Origin of the sequence: Pseudomonas cannabina (genome assembly GCF_900100365.1) — a bacterium.
GTDB classification, from domain to species: domain Bacteria; phylum Pseudomonadota; class Gammaproteobacteria; order Pseudomonadales; family Pseudomonadaceae; genus Aquipseudomonas; species Aquipseudomonas cannabina.
The window spans coordinates 3,987,427-4,003,469 of record NZ_FNKU01000001.1 but is presented as its reverse complement, the minus strand read 5'-3'; the positions used below and the strand labels follow the sequence as shown (position 1 = coordinate 4,003,469).

The following is a 16,043-nucleotide window of genomic DNA, read 5'->3' as shown; positions in this document are numbered from 1 at the left end:
CCGCTTCGCAAGGGCCGATTGATCGTGCGACCCGTGCCGGGAATACCAAGACTGAAGTTGGTCTGCCGTTCGGAAAGCTTGCCGGCGATGCGCGTTTTCAGCCCGTGCGCCTGCTGGACGCCGGGCGTTGATCGGGGGACTGATGGGTTTGCCACGGCAGGAGGTTCAAGCGGTTCTACAGGCGTGAGGGGTGGTTTCGACCGAGAGGTTGATTCTGTTTCGAGAGGTACAGCGGACGTAATTGCAGGTGTAACAACTGGCGTATTGATTCTTAAGGTCATGAGCGGGCTCCATCGGCTCAGATATCAAGGTCGACAGATCAATACAGGTGGTGGTAGTAATCGACACTGCGCATTCGGTGGTGCGTAAAACGTATTGAAAAGTGCTCGCCAGGACGCCGTAGCGTCAGGCAGCACATTCAAATTGCCAGGGCGGCACGGGGAAGCGTGTTTGCTCGTGGGCGGGGGACTACGGCGCTGACTCGCGGGTTGCTCCCTTTTGGCGGTCAGGCGGGGCAGGTGCCTGAAACCTCCTCAGTTAGCTGGGCGGGAGATTTTCGGGCCTGTGGAGCTGGGTGGTCGGGACATGGATTCGGTTCCAGCCTTTTTGACGATCCCGAAGAGGCAGCATGCCGCCCCTCCGGTATCACGGCTGCAGAGATTACAGCCCGTTCATGGCCTTGAACTCACGACGGCGACGATGCAACACCGGCTCGGTGTAACCGTTGGGCTGGCGAGTGCCCTCGATCACCAGTTCGACTGCTGCCTGGAAGGCGATGTTGTTGTCGAAGTCTGGCGCGAGCGGGCGATACAGCGGATCGTTGGCGTTCTGGCGATCCACCACCGGCGCCATGCGCTTGAGGCTTTCCAGCACCTGAGCTTCGGTCACCACGCCATGACGCAGCCAGTTGGCCATGTGCTGGCTGGAGATGCGCAATGTGGCGCGGTCTTCCATCAGGCCGATGTCGTTGATGTCCGGCACTTTCGAGCAGCCCACGCCCTGATCGATCCAGCGCACCACGTAGCCGAGAATGCCCTGTGCGTTGTTGTCCAGTTCGTTGCGGAGTTCTTCCGGCGTCCAGTCGGTGTCCGGCGCAAGCGGGATGGTCAGGATGTCGTCCACCGACGCCGGTTCGCGCTGGGCCAGTTCGGCCTGACGGGCGAACACGTCAACTTTGTGATAATGCAGGGCGTGCAGCGCAGCGGCGGTCGGTGAGGGCACCCAGGCGGTGTTTGCGCCGGCCAGCGGGTGAGCGATTTTCTGCTCCAGCATGGCGGCCATCAGGTCGGGCATGGCCCACATGCCCTTGCCGATCTGCGCACGACCTTGCAGGCCGCATTGCAGGCCGATATCGACGTTGGAATTCTCGTAGGCCGAGATCCACTTTTCAGCTTTCATCTGCGCTTTGCGCACCACCGGGCCGGCTTCCATCGAGGTATGGATTTCGTCACCGGTACGGTCCAGGAAGCCGGTATTGATGAACACCACCCGCTCGCTGGCCGCCTGAATGCAGGCCTTGAGGTTGACCGTAGTGCGGCGTTCCTCGTCCATGATCCCGACTTTCAGCGTGTTGCGCGGCAAGCCCAGCACCTGCTCGATACGTCCGAACAGCTCGTTGGTGAACGCGGCTTCCTGCGGCCCGTGCATCTTCGGCTTGACGATGTACATCGAACCGCTGCGGCTGTTGCTGCGCGAGGTATTGCCGTTGAGGTTGTGGATCGCCGCCAGACTGGTCAGCAGACCGTCGAGAATGCCTTCCGGCACTTCGTTGCCTTGCTTGTCGAGGATCGCGTCGATGGTCATCAGGTGGCCGACGTTGCGGATGAACAGCAGCGACCGGCCGTGCAGCGTGACTTCACCGCCGTGTGGCGTGGTGTAGACCCGGTCCGGGTTCATGGTGCGGGTGAAGGTTTCGCCGCCCTTGGACACCGATTCCGCCAGATCGCCCTTCATCAGGCCCAGCCAGTTGCGGTAGACGACCACTTTATCGTCGGCATCCACCGCGGCGATGGAGTCCTCGCAGTCCATGATGGTGGTCAGCGCGGCTTCCATGAGGATGTCTTTCACGCCCGCCGGATCGGTCTGGCCGACCGGGCTTGCGGCGTCGATCTGCAATTCGAAATGCAGGCCGTTGTGCTTGAACAACACAGCGAACGGCGCCGAGGCGTCGCCCTGAAAACCGATCAGCTGGGCGTCGTCGCGCAGGCCCGTGTTGCTGCCACCCTTGAGGCTGATGACCAGCTTGCCGTCGATCAACTTATAAGCCGTGGAGTCGGCATGCGAGCCGGCGGCCAGAGGTGCGGCCTGATCAAGAAACGCGCGGGCGAAAGCGATGACCTTGTCGCCGCGCACCTTGTTGTAGCCCTTGCCCTTTTCCGCGCCGCCGTCTTCGCTGATGGCATCGGTGCCGTAGAGCGCGTCATACAGCGAGCCCCAGCGCGCATTCGAGGCATTCAGCGCGAAGCGTGCGTTCATCACCGGAACGACCAGTTGCGGGCCGGCCATTGTGGCTATTTCTTCATCGACATTTTGCGTGCTGATCTGGAAGTCCGCCGCTTCTGGCAGCAGATAACCGATCTCCTGAAGGAAGGCTTTGTAGGCCGAGGCATCATGGGCCTGCCCGGCACGCGACTGGTGCCAGGCGTCGATTTTTGCCTGCAATTCATCGCGCTGGGCGAGCAGTGCCTTGTTCTTGGGTGCAAGGTCGTGGATCAGTTGGTCCGCACCGGCCCAGAACGCTGCGGCATCAACGCCGGTTCCGGGGATGGCTTCGTTCTGCACGAAGTCGAACAGCACTCTGGCGACTTGCAGGTCACCGACTTGAACGTACTCAGTCATTGCACTGGCCTCACTCTGCTCAGCAGGGTCGAGCACACTCGGGGAGCGCTCTGTTATTGGTTTTGATGTTATGTAGTACGCGCTAACGGATACTACATGAGCCTAAGTCGTGTGAAAACGTCGCTGAATATGTCATTAAACGACTGAAATTGGACAACGAGTCACCTTACGGTTTCTGGCGCTCTCGAAGGCGCTCAAGGTTGTTCGGTAAAGCGTGGCAAATCGTACACGATTGCCGGGTATGAGCGAGTACGCAGGCGCGCCTATACTCAGGCGATTGCTGATTTTCAAATCATCTGCACAGAAAGAGGAAGTGACCGTGGATCATCTCGTCGTAACGCTGGTTGCCCCAGACAAACCGGGTCAGGTCGAACGCATCGCCCAGTGCATCGCCGAACACGGCGGCAACTGGCTGGAAAGCCGCATGTCGCGCATGGCCGGGCAGTTCGCCGGTATCCTCAAGGTCGGCGTCGAGCCGCAGCAGTACGACGACCTGATCAAGGCGCTGAACAACCTGTCGGCCCACGGCATCCGCATGCTGCTGGCCGAAAGTGTGGTCGAGACCAGCGGCACCACGCGACCGATCAGCATGCAACTGGTCGGCAACGACCGCCCCGGCATCGTGCGCGACATCACCCGCCTGCTGGCCGGACAGGGCGTCAACGTCGAACACTTGATCACCGACGTCGCGCCTGCGCCCATGAGTAGCGAGGTGCTGTTCCACGCTGACGCCGTGCTGGGCGTGCCGGTGGGCTTGTCGCCGGACGATCTGCAGGCCGGGCTTGAGACGCTGGCTGATGATTTGATGGTGGAGTTGGTGTTGCGGAGTGAGGAGTGAGGAGTGAGGCTATACTCAGTCACCAATGTAAGGTTGGCGGCTGAGCGCACTTATCATCTCAAGCCAATTTAAAGCCCGATTTACCGTTGGCTGAGCGACAGTTCTTTATGAGTTCAAGAACAGCAAGGGGATTGTCTTTGTCATGTGACTCTGGGTAAAAAATCAAGTCAGTATCCAGAGGATGTTCCGTGACGCAGACAAAGTGTGAAATAAGTGTGTCATGCTCCTCTTCGGAATTAACATCAGTCTGCCATGTTTTATTCATGAGTTCGATGAGCTACTGTTCAGTATAGTCTTCGAGCTTTTCTTTAAGTTTCATTTTTTCTCCTTGGGTTCTATGAGCAGCATCGTGCTCCTTCAGATTGGGTACTTGCTTGCCTCAAGTAAAAGTAACGATAAACTAATAGGGTAGGGCTCAGTTGCCAAGTTGATATTGGGTAACTGAGCCGGTGTTCGTAATTAGAGAGTTTTGAAGCCCGTCTTGCTGTTGGCTGCTCGCCATGCTTTAACTTCTGCGACTATCGCTTCAGGGCTTTCTTTACCTTGTTCAGGATAAAATAACAAATCCGAACCAGCAGGGTGTTCTGAGATTTCTTCAAAACTAATGACTGCGTCGTTATGAGCACTTTCAGAGGGGTAGTTAGCTTCGCTGATGTTTTTAACGAGCAGAAGAAATTCAAGTTCTGTCATGTCGTTTATATTATTGCTCATTATTAAATTCCTTATGGAGGCGCTGATTTATTCGATTTTTCGTCCCTGCAACGCTCTGGAGGCCTTGATTTATCTGGGGGCAACAGCTGGGTTTTAGAATAAATCAGCGTCTCCTTAGAGGGTGTAGACAAAATAAATTAAACTTTCACTCCCTTGTCTGAATAGCCCTCAAGCCATGCCTAAAACCGGACGTCCTCGCTCGATTGCCGCCGAGCACTATCCCGTGCTGGTGAAACTCGCTCATGCACAGCCCTATTCCAGCCAGGCCGAATTGGCGCTCGTATTCTTCGCCGAAACCGGTATCACTGCGCATCCCGACACCTTTGCAAAAGCGTTGAAAATGGCAGGGATTACGCGTGTAAAGCAGCGGGCCAAGGGAAGTTTTCAGTCACCTGAACCTAATAAAGCCTATGGCTACAATGAAACCCACCGCCGCCAACTGCCGGAGCAGCTATATCCGAGTTGCTTGACAGATACCGAGTGGGCACTGGTCGCCGACCTGTTTGAAAGCCAGGGCGGACGAGGAGTGCCACCGCTTCACTCTCGGCGCACGTTGCTGGAAGCCTGTTGCTATGTCGTACGCACGGGGTGCTCATGGCGAATGCTACCCCGCGATTTTCCTCATTGGGACAATGTCTACAAAACGTTCCGCCGGTGGAGCGCTCAAGGCAAGTTCGAGCAAATGCATGATCGCTTGCGAGCTCAATGGCGTGAGCGGGAAGAACGCGCTGACAGCCCGTCAGCAGCGATCCTGGATTCACAGTCGACCCGCAGTTCTCCTCAAGGCGGTGACAGCGGCTACGACGCAGGCAAAAAAGTGAAGGGGCGTAAACGAAGTCTGATTGTCGATACATTGGGCCTGCTGCTGGCTGTCAGTATCAGTGCTGCAAGCGTGCAGGATCGTGACGCGGCGGATGATGCGGTGGCGTACTCGAAGGAAAAATATCCGTCACTGAGCACGCTTTTTGTTGATAGTGCGTACGCAGGAAAATGGGCACAGCGCCCCCATCAACTGCACGCTATCGATGTTCAAGTGATCCGTGGCCCTAAGGAAGGTCTGAAAAAGCCTTTTCTTCAAAAGTCGAAGCCAGTAAATACAGGCGCTCCAGCCCGGTTCCTCTCCAAAAAAATGGGCTTTTTCAGAGGATACCTAATAACAGAAGAACAGGGCAATGGCACTCTGAACAAGGCGATCTATTTTCCGTGGAGCCTGTTCAGACTGGATTTGTGGTCATGCCCAAGCGATGGGTAGTGGAGCGAACTCATGCCTGGAATGAGAGAGCTCGGCGACTGATCATGCATCATGATCGCCTTTTTGCGGTAAGCGAGGCATGGGTTTGGTTGGCCGAGGCTCGAATACTCGCGCGCCGACTCACTACATGATTTTGTCTACACCCTCTTAGGGCGTGCATTATTGGAATAAAGTTTGCCGGGTCTTATGGTATAAAAACAGTATGACTGTCGATTGAATACTTTTTAGATGCTTAGCTAGGGAGACGCTGAACAATTAACCCGTTCGCACCGTCCCCATTTCCAAGCCGGTTTTTTTCAACCTGCCGGCCTTATTTTACGTTTCTCGAGCAGATTTCTGCCCTCATTTTGCTGAAAGGCGGGCCAGTCCCGCCTTTCAGATGGATTTATCCTGCCGTCTGTTGTAAATACCGCTTGGCCAGCATCAGATTGGCCAACCCAAACAAACTGAACAACTGCGCTGTATTCTTTTCCAGCCCACGGTAGCGAACCTTGCGATGATTGAAGCGCACCTTGATTACCTGGAAGGGGTGCTCGACCTTGGCACGCAGTTGCGCCTTGGCATATTCAATTTTGCGCTTGACCCGATACAGCACGCTGCCTTCGCCGTGCTGCTTGTAACTGCTTGGCCGTTCTGCAATCGACCAGATAACGTCCCGTTCAGCATGCTCCGGTCGCTTGGCCGCACCGGTGTATCCAGCGTCACCCGAAACATAGGTTTCGTCACCGTGAAGCAACTGGCCAACCTGGGTGACATCCGCCACGTTAGCGGCCGTCCCTACTACGCTGTGCACCAGCCCCGACGTGGCGTCTACACCAATGTGGGCCTTCATCCCAAAGTGCCATTGATTGCCTTTCCTGGCCTGATGCATCTCAGGATCACGCTTGCCTTCTCGGTTCTTGACCGAGGGCGGCGCGGCGATCAGAGTAGCGTCGACGATAGTGCCTTCCTTGAGCAGCAGCCCCCGGCTGGCCAGATGCTGGTTAATCGTTTCAAACAGCAGCCGGGTTAGCTGATGGACTTCCAGCAAGCGGCGAAAACGCAGCAAGGTGGTGGCATCCGGTGCAGACTCGCGACCCAGGTCGATACTCATAAAACCGCGGATGGCCTGGCTGTCGTAGACGGCATCTTCGCAACCTTCATCGGAGAAACCGAAACACTGCTGCACGACGTACATGCGCAACATGCGCGACACCCCTATCGCAGGGCGTCCGCGCTTGCCTGCGGTGTTGCTATAAAACGGCGCCACTTGCGCCTCCAGCAGGGCCCAGGGCACCAACTGTTCAAGGTCAGCCAGGAAGCGATCTCGGCGAGTCTGCTTTTTCTTGCCGGTATATTCGAGTTCGGAGAAGGTCTTCTGCACGCGCGTAACGCTCACGGAGAGGGAGGCTGTTGAAGGAACTTAGTGTGCCAAGGGTGGGGACAGTTGGCTATTTTTGCAGCGCCTCCCTAGGGAGGCGCTGATTTATTCGATTTTTCGTCCCTGCAACGCTCTGGAGGCCTTGATTTATCTGGGGGCAACAGCTGGGTTTTAGAATAAATCAGCGTCTCCCTAGGAGGGTGTAGACAAAATAAAGTAAGCTGTTTGTCCTTTGCCTACACAGCATTGCACCATGCCTAAGGAAGGTCTGAAAAAGCCTTTTCTTCAAAAGTCGAAGCCAGTAAATACAGGCGCTCCAGCCCGGTTCCTCTCCAAAAAAATGGGCTTTTTCAGAGGATACCTAAGAGGGTGTAGACAAAATCATGTAGTGAGTCGGCGCGCGAGTATTCGAGCCTCAGCCAACCAAACCCATGCCTCGCTTACCGCAAAAAGGCGATCATGATGCATGATCAGTCGCCGAGCTCTCTCATTCCAGGCATGAGTTCGCTCCACTACCCATCGCTTGGGCATGACCACAAATCCAGTCTGAACAGGCTCCACGGAAAATAGATCGCCTTGTTCAGAGTGCCATTGCCCTGTTCTTCTGTTATTCGGGCCACGGATCACTTGAACATCGATAGCGTGCAGTTGATGGGTGCGCTGTGCCCATTTTCCTGCGTACGCACTATCAACAAAAAGCGTGCTCAGTGACGGATATTTTTCCTTCGAGTACGCCACCGCATCATCCGCCGCGTCACGATCCTGCACGCTTGCAGCACTGATACTGACAGCCAGCAGCAGGCCCAATGTATCGACAATCAGACTTCGTTTACGCCCCTTCACTTTTTTGCCTGCGTCGTAGCCGCTGTCACCGCCTTGAGGAGAACTGCGGGTCGACTGTGAATCCAGGATCGCTGCTGACGGGCTGTCAGCGCGTTCTTCCCGCTCACGCCATTGAGCTCGCAAGCGATCATGCATTTGCTCGAACTTGCCTTGAGCGCTCCACCGGCGGAACGTTTTGTAGACATTGTCCCAATGAGGAAAATCGCGGGGTAGCATTCGCCATGAGCACCCCGTGCGTACGACATAGCAACAGGCTTCCAGCAACGTGCGCCGAGAGTGAAGCGGTGGCACTCCTCGTCCGCCCTGGCTTTCAAACAGGTCGGCGACCAGTGCCCACTCGGTATCTGTCAAGCAACTCGGATATAGCTGCTCCGGCAGTTGGCGGCGGTGGGTTTCATTGTAGCCATAGGCTTTATTAGGTTCAGGTGACTGAAAACTTCCCTTGGCCCGCTGCTTTACACGCGTAATCCCTGCCATTTTCAACGCTTTTGCAAAGGTGTCGGGATGCGCAGTGATACCGGTTTCGGCGAAGAATACGAGCGCCAATTCGGCCTAGCTGGAATAGGGCTGTGCATGAGCGAGTTTCACCAGCACGGGATAGTGCTCGGCGGCAATCGAGCGAGGACGTCCGGTTTTAGGCATGGCTTGAGGGCTATTCAGACAAGGGAGTGAAAGTTTAATTTATTTTGTCTACACCCTCTAGGTATCCTCTGAAAAAGCCCATTTTTTTGGAGAGGAACCGGGCTGGAGCGCCTGTATTTACTGGCTTCGACTTTTGAAGAAAAGGCTTTTTCAGACCTTCCCTAGATATAACCGGTTAAGAATCACTGGTTGACGGGCTTTTCAAGAGGCTGAATATACCAGCGTAGAACTTCTTTCGGGGGACAGGGGGCGGTGCCTGATAGAGCAATTCTTTTTGATCCGCTCTGCCTGCACGCGACTCTGGCTGATGATTTGATGGTGGAGTTGGTGTTGCGGAGTGAGGAGTGAGTGCTTTTGTCAGGTTATCCAAGTTAACCGTGCACCTGCCTGTGGATAACCTGGGGGAATAGCGTTGCGCGCCATGCGCACCGTGGCTTTACGAAGATTGATCAAAAATTCAACAGTTTCAAAGGCTTGTGCACAGATAAGGTGAGTCTGCCTGTGGATAACCGTTGGAGAACCCTGCGCAGGCCTCGTTCTGCGTGGCCTGCGTAGAGTTGTTTGTTTTTTGATCAGTGGCGGCCGCGGGATTTCAGCCAGATATCCACACTGTAGATCGCCAGCCCCGCCCAGATGAAGGCAAAGGTGATGATGGTGCTGGTGGTCAGGTATTCGCCATACAACAGCACGGCCAGCAACAGGACCAAGGTGGGTGCGATGTATTGCAGAAAGCCTAGCGTGGTGAACGGCAAGTGGCGGGCGGCGGCATTGAAGCACACTAGCGGGATCAGCGTGACCGGGCCGGCGGCGGCGAGCCAGAGGGCTTGCGTGGTGGTCCAGAATTCGGGTTGCGCGCTCACGGCCATCGGGTTGAGCGCGAGCCAGATCAGCGCCAGTGGCACCAGCATCCAGGTTTCGACGACCAGGCCGGGCAGGGCGGCGACCGGCGCCTTCTTGCGGATCAGCCCGTAGAACGCGAAGGTCAATGGCAGCGCCAGCGATACCCACGGCAGGCTGCCGACATGCCAGACCTGCTGTGCGACACCGATGGCGGCGAGGAGCGCGGCCAGCATTTGCAGGCGCCTGAGGCGCTCGCCCAGCAGCACCATGGCGAGCAGCACATTGACCAGCGGGTTGATGTAATAGCCGAGGCTGGCCTCAAGCATCCGCCCGTTGTTCACCGCCCAGACGTAGACGATCCAGTTAGCGGCAATCAGCGTGCCGCTCAGCGCCAGCACGGCCAGCCTTTTTGGGTTGTTGCGCAGGTCGCGCCACCAGCCGGGGTGTTTCCAGAACATCAGCACGATCGAGCCGAAGAGTGCCGACCAGAGCGCGCGGTGGATAATGATCTCGATGGCCGGAACGGCGGCGATGACTTTGAAGTAGATGGGGAACAGGCCCCAGATGGTGTAGGCACTCAGGCCTAATATGTAACCTCGGCGCGGATTGGCGGCTTGCATGGAGCGTCCCTTGAATGCAGAAAATTCCGGTTTTATTGTGGGGTGGTGCGGTTGGTGGTTTTGGTTGTACTGACGCTGCAGCGCTCGATGTTATACACAGGTTCGGCGGATCCACGACATTTGTGCGGCGCCGCTTGCTCAAGATCGGACGCAGAGCGTCCAGAACCGCATGCCGACGCGGAGCGTCGCACGATAGTCGGGGTTATCGTGCCTCACGCCCCACAGATCAAAACAGTTTCAGCGGTTCTTCATTCAGCGCCGACATCTGCTCGCGCAGCGCCAGGATGTGGTCGCCCCAGTAACGTTCGGTGCCGAACCACGGGAAGCTGTGGGGGAACGCCGGGTCATCCCAGCGACGTGCCAGCCAAGCGCTGTAATGCATCAGGCGCAGCGCGCGCAGCGGTTCGATAAGGGCCAGTTCGCGTGGGGCGAAATCGTGGAATTCGTTGTAGCCGTCCATCAATTCGGAGAGCTGGCCGAGGCGTTCCTGGCGGTCGCCGGCCAGCATCATCCAGATGTCCTGCACCGCAGGGCCCAGGCGGCAATCGTCCAGGTCGACGATGTGGAACATTTCGTCGCGGCACATCATGTTGCCGGGGTGGCAGTCGCCATGCATGCGGATGTTGCTGTGCGGCGTTGCGCCGTAGACGTCTTCGACGCGCTTGAGCAGGTCGCGGGCCACTGACTCGTAGGCCGGCAGCAGGCCGCGCGGGATGCAGTTGTTTTCCAGCAGGTAATTGACCGAGTCATTACCGAAATTCTTCACGCCCAGTGCTTCGCGATGCGCAAACGGCTTGGTCGAGCCGACCGCATGAATACGGCCCAGCAACTGACCGAGGCGATACAGCTGATCCAGATTGCCCGGCTCTGGCGCGCGTCCGCCACGGCGCGGGAACAGCGTGAAGCGAAAGCCGGCGTGCTCGAACAGGGTTTCGCCGTTATGCACCATGGGCGCGACGACGGGCACTTCGGCATCAACCAGTTCGAAGGTGAAGCTGTGTTCTTCGAGAATGGCTTCGTTGGTCCAGCGTTGCGGCCGGTAGAACTTGGCGATCAGCGGCTGACCGTCTTCGATACCGACCTGATACACGCGGTTTTCGTAACTGTTGAGCGCCAGGATGCGTGCATCGCTGAGAAAACCGATGCTTTCGACGGCATCCAGCACCAGATCGGGAGTGAGTGTTGCAAACGGGTGAGCCATGACTACTCCTGCGCGCAGCAGGTTGCCGCGTCGGACCGCTGATGGTAACGCAGACCGGTCCCGGTTCGCCAAACCCATCCGATTAAAGTGCTCAAGGGTCGGATTGTCATTGAACGGTCATCAGCCGTTCGCCATTCAGCCATGTTGGACGCTTACAGTTGCCGCCAATGAGATCGATCTCAAGGCGAGCTGCCATGACTGATTTGAAAGAGGTTGCAAGCCTGGCCGGGGTTTCCCGGGCCACCGCCGCACGCGCCTTCGCCAGCCCGGATGTGGTGCGCGCCGAAACCCGCGACCGGGTGTTTGCCGCCGCCCGGGCACTGGGTTTTCGTCCCAACCGTCTGGGCCGACAGTTGCGTCTGCAAACCACCAACCTGATTGGCGTGGTGGTGCCCAACCTGCTCAACCCGGTGTTTGCCGAACAGTTTCAGGCCATGGAGCGGGCCGCGCGGGCACGGGGCTATAACCTGCTGTTGGCGACCACTGACTACACGGCTGAACGCGAGAGCGCTGTGGTTGAAGAATTGCTGCGCCAGCGGGTCGACGGGCTGGTGCTGACTGTGACCGACGCTGAGCACAACCGTGTGCTGGAGAGCCTGGTCAGTGAAGACACGCCGTTCGTACTGGCCTATCACCAGACCGACAATGAGGATTACAGCGCGGTGTCTGTGGATAACCGCGCAGGCATGGCGCTGGCGACGCGCTACCTGATCGATGCCGGGCATCAGCGCGTTGCCATGGTCGCCGGCCCGGCCATGCAGTCTGACCGCGCCCGGCTGCGCTATGACGGTTATTGCGACGCCATGGTCGAACGCGGCCTCGAAGCCCGGCCGGTGATTGAAATGCCGGCTCATACCGACGCCGATTTCGCTGCGCTCGAACCCTTGTTGCGCGGCCCGGACGCGCCCAGCGCGCTGGTCTGCTCAAACGATTTGCTGGCCATCAGCCTGATTGCCGAACTGCGCCGCAACGGCTGGGGTGTTCCGGAGCGTCTGTCGGTTATCGGCTTCGACGGCATCGCGCTCGGCACCCAGATGCACCCGACGCTGTGCAGTGTGGTTCAGCCCATCGCCGAGCTGGCGCACATCGTCATCGATCAACTGCTGGCACGGATTGCCGGGGCGCCACCGGTTTCTCATTGTCTGCCGTGCCACATCCGGCCCGGCGAAAGCACCCAGCCCTACCAGGAGATGCTTCATGCTCAGCCTCAGTAAAACCCTCGCGGCACTGCTGTTATGCGGTGCGGCCAGCCTCGCCCAGGCTGCCGAAACGGCTATCTGCTACAACTGCCCGCCTGAGTGGGCCGACTGGGGCACTCAGCTCAAGGCGATTGCCGACAGCACCGGCGTGCAGGTGCCGCTGGACAACAAGAACTCCGGGCAGGCACTGGCGCAGATCGTCGCCGAACAAGCCGCGCCGGTCGCCGACGTGGTGTATTACGGCGTGACATTCGGCCTGCAAGCGCAGAAAGCCGGCGTGGTCGATACGTATAAGCCCAAACACTGGGACGACATTCCGGCCGGGCTGAAAGACCCGCAAGGGCACTGGTTCGCCATTCACTCCGGCACCCTTGGCATCATGGTCAACGTCGACGCGCTGGGCGGTTTGCCGGTGCCGCAAAGCTGGGCGGACCTGCTCAAGCCTGAGTACAAAGGCATGGTCGGTTACCTTGATCCTTCCAGCGCCTTCGTCGGCTACGTTTCCGCTGTTGCGATCAACCAGGCCATGGGCGGCAGGCTGGACAACTTCGGCCCGGCCATCGACTACTTCCAGAAACTGGCGAAGAACTCGCCTATCGTGCCCAAGCAAACCGCGTATGCACGCGTACTGTCCGGCGAGCTGCCGATTCTGGTCGACTATGACTTCAACGCCTACCGCGCCCGCTACAAGGACAAAGCCAACGTCGCGTTCGTGATCCCCAAGGAAGGCACCATCGGTGTGCCTTACGTCATGAGCATGGTTGCCAAAGCGCCGCATCGCGCCAACGCTGAAAAGGTGCTGGATTTCGTGCTGTCCGATGAGGAGCAGGCACTTTGGGCCAAGGCTTACCTGCGCCCGGTACGCTCGAAGATGCCTGCCGAGGTCGCTGCGCAGTTCCTGCCGGACAGCGACTACGCCCGTGCCGGTGTGGTGGATTACCAGCACATGGCCGCTGTGCAGGAAGCTTTCGCCGCTCGCTATCTGCGTGAGGTGAAGTGATGTCAGCCTCGCCGGGACGCGCGCTGGCTCTGCGCAAGGATGGGTTGTTCAGGCTGCGGCTGCGCCCGACCGCTGCGCTGGCGCTGGCCCCGGCGATGGCGGTATTACTGGCCTTCTGGCTGCTGCCGTTGACCCATCTGATCCTGCTCGGTGCGCAAAGTACCGAGGGCAATGGCAGCGGTTACTGGCAGGTGTTGAGCAGTGCTCAGTACCTGGGCAGTCTGCTGCAGACCTGCCTGCTGGCGCTGGTGGTGACGCTTGTGGCGTTGCTGATCGGCGGCATCAGCGGGGTGTTTCTGGCGCGTAACCATTTCTTTGGACGCTCGGCGCTGGTGGCATTGCTGACCTTTCCGCTGGCGTTTCCCGGCGTGGTGGTCGGCTTTCTGGTGATTCTGCTGGCGGGTCGCCAAGGCATCTTCGCCGCGCTTGGTCTGCAACTGGCCGGGGAGCGCTGGGTGTTTGCCTATTCCCTCACCGGGCTGTTCATCGGCTACCTGTACTTTTCGATACCGCGCGTGATCCTCACCGTCATGGCCGCGTGTGAAAGCCTGGACCGCAGCCTTGAAGAGGCGGCTCATTCTCTGGGGGCCGGTCATTGGCGCGTGGTCTGCGATGTGATCGTTCCGGGCCTGACACCGGCGCTTGTGTCCTGCGGGGCGATCTGCTTCGCCACCTCGATGGGGGCATTCGGCACAGCGTTCACGCTAGGCACACGTCTGAACGTCACCCCCGTGGCGATCTACAACGTGTTCACCAATTACGCCAATTTCACCGTGGCCGCCGCGTTGTCGGTGATCCTTGGCCTGGTGACCTGGGCGGTGCTGTTGCTGGCGCGGCGCATGGTCGGAAAATCGGGAGTTGCCCTGTGAAACGCTCACCATTGTTTGCTGCGCAGCTGGCGTTCACGCTGTTGGTCTGCGCGTTCATGCTGGTGCCGGTGGTGTTGTCGCTGCTGGCTGGCGTGACCCGCAATTACTTTCTGGGCCTGTCGAGCGGCTTGACCTTCGACTGGTTGATACAGGTCTGGCAGGCCTACTCGCCGACGGTCTGGCTGTCGCTGCAACTGGCGGTGGCTTGCGCGATCTGCGTGTGCGTGGTCGGCGTGCCGGCGGCGTATGCGCTGGTGCGCATGAATAATCGCTTCAGTCGCGCATTTGAAGAGCTGATGGTGCTGCCGGTCGCCATGCCCGGCCTGGCCAGCGCCCTGGCGTTGTTGTTGACCTACGGCCAGTTCGGCAGCTTTCGTAGCAGTTGGCTGTTCATCCTTGTGGGGCACGTGCTGTTCACGCTGCCGTTTCTGGTCCGGCCGGTCATGGCGGTCATGCAGCGTCAGCAGTTGCCGGTGCTTGAAGAGGCCGCCGCCAGCCTGGGCGCGGGGCCGATCAAACGGTTTTTCAGTGTGGTGGTGCCCAACTGCCGGGCCGGGATTCTGGCCGGTGTGTTGATGGTCGTGACCCTGTCGCTGGGCGAGTTCAACCTGACCTGGATGCTCCACACGCCGATCACCAAGACCTTGCCGGTCGGGCTGGCCGACAGTTATGCCTCGGCCCGGCTGGAAGTCGCCAGCGCCTACACCCTTCTTTTTCTGTTGCTGATTGTGCCGCTGCTGATTGCGTTGCAGGCCATCAGCGCGCGTCTTGCCCGTGGAGAGAGCCGATGAGCGGAACCACCATTCGCCTGAAGGGCTGCCGCAAGGCATTTGCCGACGGCACCGTTGCTGTACAGGATTTGCACCTGACCATCGAGCCCGGCGAAACGCTGGCGATTCTCGGGCCGTCCGGTTGTGGCAAGACCACCACGTTGCGCCTGATTGCCGGCCTTGAACGGCCGGATGTCGGACAGGTGCTGTTCGACGATCAGGACGTCACGCGCTTGCCCATCGAGCGCCGCGACGTCGGCATGGTTTTTCAGAATTACGCGTTGTTTCCCAATCTCGATGTGGCCGGCAACATTGTTTACGGCCTGAAGATTCGCGGCCTGTCGTCGGTCGAGCGCAACAAGCGTTGCGACGAGTTGCTGGAACTGGTCGGCCTGGCCGGGCACGGCAATCGTCGCGTCAACGAGCTGTCCGGTGGGCAACGGCAACGTGTTGCGCTGGCCCGTGCACTGGCGCCGCGCCCGCGGGTGCTGCTGCTCGACGAGCCGTTGGCCGCGCTGGATGCGCAGTTGCGTGAGCGTTTGCGCAGTGAGCTGGACCAGTTGCTGCGCGGGCTGGGTATTACCTCGGTGTTCGTGACTCATGATCAGGGCGAAGCGATGGCCTTGGGCGACCGGATTCTGGTCATGGAAAAAGGCTGCGTGTCGCAGTTGGCGACGCCGAGAGAAATCTATCAACAGCCCGCCAATGCCTTTGTTGCCGGGTTTGTCGGCAATCTGAATGCGTTCAGTGTGGTCGCGCGCACCGCGTCGGGCCTCAAGGTAAACGGCGGCGAACTGCCGTGGAACGGTGCTGACATGCCGGGCACCGTCTATTGCCGTCCCGAGCACCTGCGCCTGGTGCCAGGAAGCGGCCATCTTCAGGGGCGTCTGGTCGGGCAGTTTTTCCAGGGTGCGCAAAGTCGCTTGCTGGTTGATGTCGGCGGTCCGCAGCCATTGTTGGTGGACAGCACCGACACTGTTATTTACGCCGCCAACGCTGTCATTGGCCTGAGTGTCGAGCCGCAAGTGCTGTTCACCCTGCATTCGTAAAACTGTTTTCC

13 protein-coding genes and 2 pseudogenes are annotated in these 16,043 nt (G+C 58.7%); 8 read left to right on the top strand and 7 right to left on the bottom strand.

From position 1 onward, the window contains the following. Positions 1-660 precede the first annotated feature (660 nt). On the bottom strand, positions 661-2,838 hold the full coding sequence (locus BLT55_RS18925; RefSeq protein ID WP_055001337.1) for a malate synthase G: 2,178 nt from the start codon (positions 2,836-2,838) through the stop codon (positions 661-663). Between the two features lie 319 nt (positions 2,839-3,157). Here BLT55_RS18925 and BLT55_RS18920 point away from each other — a divergent pair, with 319 nt between their 5' ends. Next, positions 3,158-3,676, top strand: a complete 519-nt coding sequence (locus tag BLT55_RS18920) for a glycine cleavage system transcriptional repressor (RefSeq protein ID WP_055001342.1) — start codon at positions 3,158-3,160, stop codon at positions 3,674-3,676. Positions 3,677-3,734: 58 nt separating this feature from the next. Here BLT55_RS18920 and BLT55_RS34815 read toward each other — a convergent pair whose 3' ends face one another. Together BLT55_RS34815 and BLT55_RS18910 are read right to left on the bottom strand one after the other, a co-directional pair. Beyond that, a complete protein-coding gene (locus tag BLT55_RS34815; RefSeq protein ID WP_208601282.1) occupies positions 3,735-3,941 on the bottom strand; it encodes a bacteriocin immunity protein in 207 nt (68 codons plus the stop codon). A gap of 194 nt (positions 3,942-4,135) precedes the next feature. After that, positions 4,136-4,387 (bottom strand): bacteriocin immunity protein, encoded by a 252-nt coding sequence (locus tag BLT55_RS18910; RefSeq protein WP_074800747.1) that lies wholly within the window; start codon positions 4,385-4,387, stop codon positions 4,136-4,138. 175 nt (positions 4,388-4,562) lie between these two features. Here BLT55_RS18910 and BLT55_RS18905 point away from each other — a divergent pair. After that, positions 4,563-5,426, top strand: a pseudogene (locus tag BLT55_RS18905) (IS5-like element ISPsy19 family transposase); the annotation flags it as partial. Between the two features lie 110 nt (positions 5,427-5,536). Next, positions 5,537-5,770 (top strand): annotated as a pseudogene (locus BLT55_RS32395) (IS5/IS1182 family transposase); the annotation flags it as partial. A 254-nt stretch (positions 5,771-6,024) separates the two neighbouring features. On the opposite strand, the gene BLT55_RS18895 reads toward BLT55_RS32395, so the two are convergent. The 4 genes from BLT55_RS18895 to BLT55_RS18875 all read right to left on the bottom strand — a co-directional run bounded on the left by BLT55_RS18895 (position 6,025) and on the right by BLT55_RS18875 (position 11,145). Next, entirely contained in the window at positions 6,025-7,002 is a 978-nt protein-coding gene (locus tag BLT55_RS18895) for an IS5 family transposase (protein ID WP_074799822.1), read from the bottom strand. Positions 7,003-7,380: 378 nt separating this feature from the next. Continuing rightward, positions 7,381-8,388, bottom strand: a complete 1,008-nt coding sequence (locus BLT55_RS18885) for an IS5 family transposase (protein ID WP_244159005.1) — start codon at positions 8,386-8,388, stop codon at positions 7,381-7,383. 668 nt (positions 8,389-9,056) lie between these two features. Then, positions 9,057-9,944 carry an EamA family transporter RarD gene (gene rarD, locus BLT55_RS18880; RefSeq protein WP_054999090.1) on the bottom strand — a complete coding sequence of 296 codons (888 nt, stop codon included), beginning with the start codon at positions 9,942-9,944 and terminating at the stop codon, positions 9,057-9,059. A gap of 226 nt (positions 9,945-10,170) precedes the next feature. Next, positions 10,171-11,145, bottom strand: coding sequence for a serine/threonine protein kinase (locus tag BLT55_RS18875; RefSeq protein WP_054999091.1), 975 nt, complete (start codon positions 11,143-11,145; stop codon positions 10,171-10,173). A gap of 194 nt (positions 11,146-11,339) precedes the next feature. Here BLT55_RS18875 and BLT55_RS18870 point away from each other — a divergent pair, with 194 nt between their 5' ends. From BLT55_RS18870 to BLT55_RS18850, 5 genes are read left to right on the top strand one after another with little or no spacing between them, the layout of a single operon-like run. Then, entirely contained in the window at positions 11,340-12,359 is a 1,020-nt protein-coding gene (locus tag BLT55_RS18870; protein WP_054999092.1) for a LacI family DNA-binding transcriptional regulator, read from the top strand. Further along, positions 12,343-13,344, top strand: coding sequence for an ABC transporter substrate-binding protein (locus BLT55_RS18865; protein ID WP_054999093.1), 1,002 nt, complete (start codon positions 12,343-12,345; stop codon positions 13,342-13,344). The genes BLT55_RS18870 and BLT55_RS18865 overlap by 17 nt, the downstream gene beginning before the upstream one ends. After that, on the top strand, positions 13,344-14,213 hold the full coding sequence (locus BLT55_RS18860; RefSeq protein WP_054999115.1) for an ABC transporter permease: 870 nt from the start codon (positions 13,344-13,346) through the stop codon (positions 14,211-14,213). Before BLT55_RS18865 ends, BLT55_RS18860 begins: the two co-directional genes overlap by 1 nt. Further along, positions 14,210-15,004: an ABC transporter permease gene (locus BLT55_RS18855; RefSeq protein ID WP_054999094.1), complete on the top strand. Its 795-nt coding sequence runs from the start codon at positions 14,210-14,212 to the stop codon at positions 15,002-15,004. The genes BLT55_RS18860 and BLT55_RS18855 overlap by 4 nt, the downstream gene beginning before the upstream one ends. Beyond that, positions 15,001-16,032 (top strand): ABC transporter ATP-binding protein, encoded by a 1,032-nt coding sequence (locus BLT55_RS18850; protein ID WP_054999095.1) that lies wholly within the window; start codon positions 15,001-15,003, stop codon positions 16,030-16,032. The genes BLT55_RS18855 and BLT55_RS18850 overlap by 4 nt, the downstream gene beginning before the upstream one ends. The last annotated feature ends 11 nt before the right edge of the window (positions 16,033-16,043 follow it).

Coding starts and splice junctions, on each gene's coding strand:
- BLT55_RS18925 (WP_055001337.1), bottom strand. CDS start 2,838: ATGACTGAGTACGTTCAAGTCGGTGACCTGCAAGTCGCCAGAGTGCTG.
- BLT55_RS34815 (WP_208601282.1), bottom strand. CDS start 3,941: ATGAATAAAACATGGCAGACTGATGTTAATTCCGAAGAGGAGCATGAC.
- BLT55_RS18910 (WP_074800747.1), bottom strand. CDS start 4,387: ATGAGCAATAATATAAACGACATGACAGAACTTGAATTTCTTCTGCTC.
- rarD (WP_054999090.1), bottom strand. CDS start 9,944: ATGCAAGCCGCCAATCCGCGCCGAGGTTACATATTAGGCCTGAGTGCC.
- BLT55_RS18875 (WP_054999091.1), bottom strand. CDS start 11,145: ATGGCTCACCCGTTTGCAACACTCACTCCCGATCTGGTGCTGGATGCC.
- BLT55_RS18870 (WP_054999092.1), top strand. CDS start 11,340: ATGACTGATTTGAAAGAGGTTGCAAGCCTGGCCGGGGTTTCCCGGGCC.
- BLT55_RS18865 (WP_054999093.1), top strand. CDS start 12,343: ATGCTCAGCCTCAGTAAAACCCTCGCGGCACTGCTGTTATGCGGTGCG.
- BLT55_RS18860 (WP_054999115.1), top strand. CDS start 13,344: ATGTCAGCCTCGCCGGGACGCGCGCTGGCTCTGCGCAAGGATGGGTTG.
- BLT55_RS18850 (WP_054999095.1), top strand. CDS start 15,001: ATGAGCGGAACCACCATTCGCCTGAAGGGCTGCCGCAAGGCATTTGCC.